The 1740-nt window shown below is 64.6% G+C and carries 2 protein-coding genes; both read left to right on the top strand.

Going from position 1 to position 1740, the window contains the following annotated elements; genetic code table 11:
- Nucleotides 1-23 precede the first annotated feature (23 nt).
- Nucleotides 24-716, top strand: a complete 693-nt coding sequence (gene lipB / locus RR928_RS24820; RefSeq protein ID WP_332684751.1) for a lipoyl(octanoyl) transferase LipB — start codon at nucleotides 24-26, stop codon at nucleotides 714-716.
- A 12-nt stretch (nucleotides 717-728) separates the two neighbouring features.
- The gene (lipA, locus tag RR928_RS24815; RefSeq protein ID WP_332684749.1) at nucleotides 729-1709 is read left to right on the top strand and encodes a lipoyl synthase; all 981 of its coding nucleotides are present in this window, start codon (nucleotides 729-731) and stop codon (nucleotides 1707-1709) included.
- Nucleotides 1710-1740: the final 31 nt, after the last annotated feature.

The raw sequence follows: 1740 nt of genomic DNA, 5'->3' as shown, positions 1-1740 counted from the left end.
CTGTGACGGTGTCTGGCATCGCGCTGGACACGCGGCTGCTGGGCCGCACCGACTACCAGGCCACGGTCCAGGCCATGCAGGACCTCACGCAGCAGCGCAGCGCCGACACGCCTGACTCGCTGTGGATCTGCGAGCATGCACCGCACTTCACGCAAGGGCTGGCCGGCAAGGCCGACCATGTGCTGCTGCCCGGAGACATCCCCGTCGTGGCAACCAACCGCGGCGGACAGGTGACCTACCATGGCCCGGGCCAGGTCGTTGCCTACCCCTTGCTCGACTTGCAGCGCCGCGGCTATTTCGTCAAGGAATACGTCTATCGCCTCGAGGAGGCCGTGATCCGCACGCTCGCGCATTTCGGCGTCACCGGCCACCGCGTCGCAGGCGCGCCCGGCATCTACGTGCGCCTGGCGGATCCATCGAGCCACGCCATGCTTGAGCAGCGCCCGCAGCTGCGCCTGCCCGGCAGCGACGCGCCCGTGCCCGACTTCAGCGGCCTGGGAAAGATCGCCGCACTGGGCATCAAGGTGAGCCGCCATTGCACCTACCACGGTCTGGCGCTGAACGTTGCAATGGATCTTGAACCCTATTCGCGCATCAATCCTTGTGGCTATGCCGGGTTGCCCAGCGTGGATCTTTCTACAATCGGTGTCCAGACAACCTGGGACGAGGCTGCGCATGTGCTTGGCCGACAGCTGGAAATCCGGCTCGCCCCCTGAGAAACAAGAGCCATGAGCACCACAGACGTCGTACGCGAAGCGCAGTCCGCAGCCACCTACAACCCGCTGGCCAAGCAAAAGGCCGCAGCCAAGCTGTCGCGCATCCCCATCAAGGTCGAGCACGGCGAAGTGCTCAAGAAGCCGGAGTGGATCCGCGTCAAGGCCGGCTCGCCGACCACGCGCTTCTACGAAATCAAGGACATCCTGCGCGAGAACAAGCTGCATACCGTCTGCGAGGAAGCCAGCTGCCCCAATATCGGCGAATGCTTTGGCAAGGGCACGGCCACCTTCATGATCATGGGCGACAAGTGCACGCGCCGCTGCCCGTTCTGCGACGTGGGCCATGGCCGCCCCGACCCGCTCGATGTCGACGAGCCGCTGAACCTGGCCAAGACCATTGCCCAGCTGCGCCTCAAGTACGTGGTGATCACCAGCGTGGACCGCGATGACCTGCGCGACGGCGGCAGCGGCCATTTCGTCGAATGCATCAAGAACATCCGCGAACTGTCGCCAACAACGCAGATCGAGATCCTTGTTCCCGATTTCCGCGGCCGCGACGACCGCGCGCTGGAGATCCTCAAGGCCGCGCCGCCCGATGTGATGAACCACAACCTCGAGACCGCGCCGCGCCTGTACAAGGAAGCGCGTCCCGGTTCCGACTACCAGTTCAGCCTGAACCTGCTCAAGAAGTTCAAGGCGCTGCACCCCAAGGTGCCGACCAAGAGCGGCATCATGGTCGGCCTGGGCGAGACGGACGAGGAAATCCTGCAGGTGATGCGCGACATGCGCGCGCATGACATCGACATGCTGACCATAGGCCAGTACCTGTCGCCCTCGAACAGCCATCTGCCGGTGCGACGTTATGTGCACCCCGACACCTTCAAGATGTTCGAGGAAGAAGCCTACAAGATGGGTTTCAGCCATGCGGCCGTCGGCGCCATGGTGCGCTCGAGCTACCACGCCGACGAGCAGGCCCACGCAGCTGGCGTCTGATCCGGCTGCCCTGCGCGCGGGGCCTTGGTCC

Origin of the sequence: Comamonas sp. (genome assembly GCF_036666375.1) — a bacterium.
Lineage (GTDB): Bacteria > Pseudomonadota > Gammaproteobacteria > Burkholderiales > Burkholderiaceae_C > Comamonas.
This window is presented reverse-complemented; position numbering and strand designations above follow the sequence as displayed.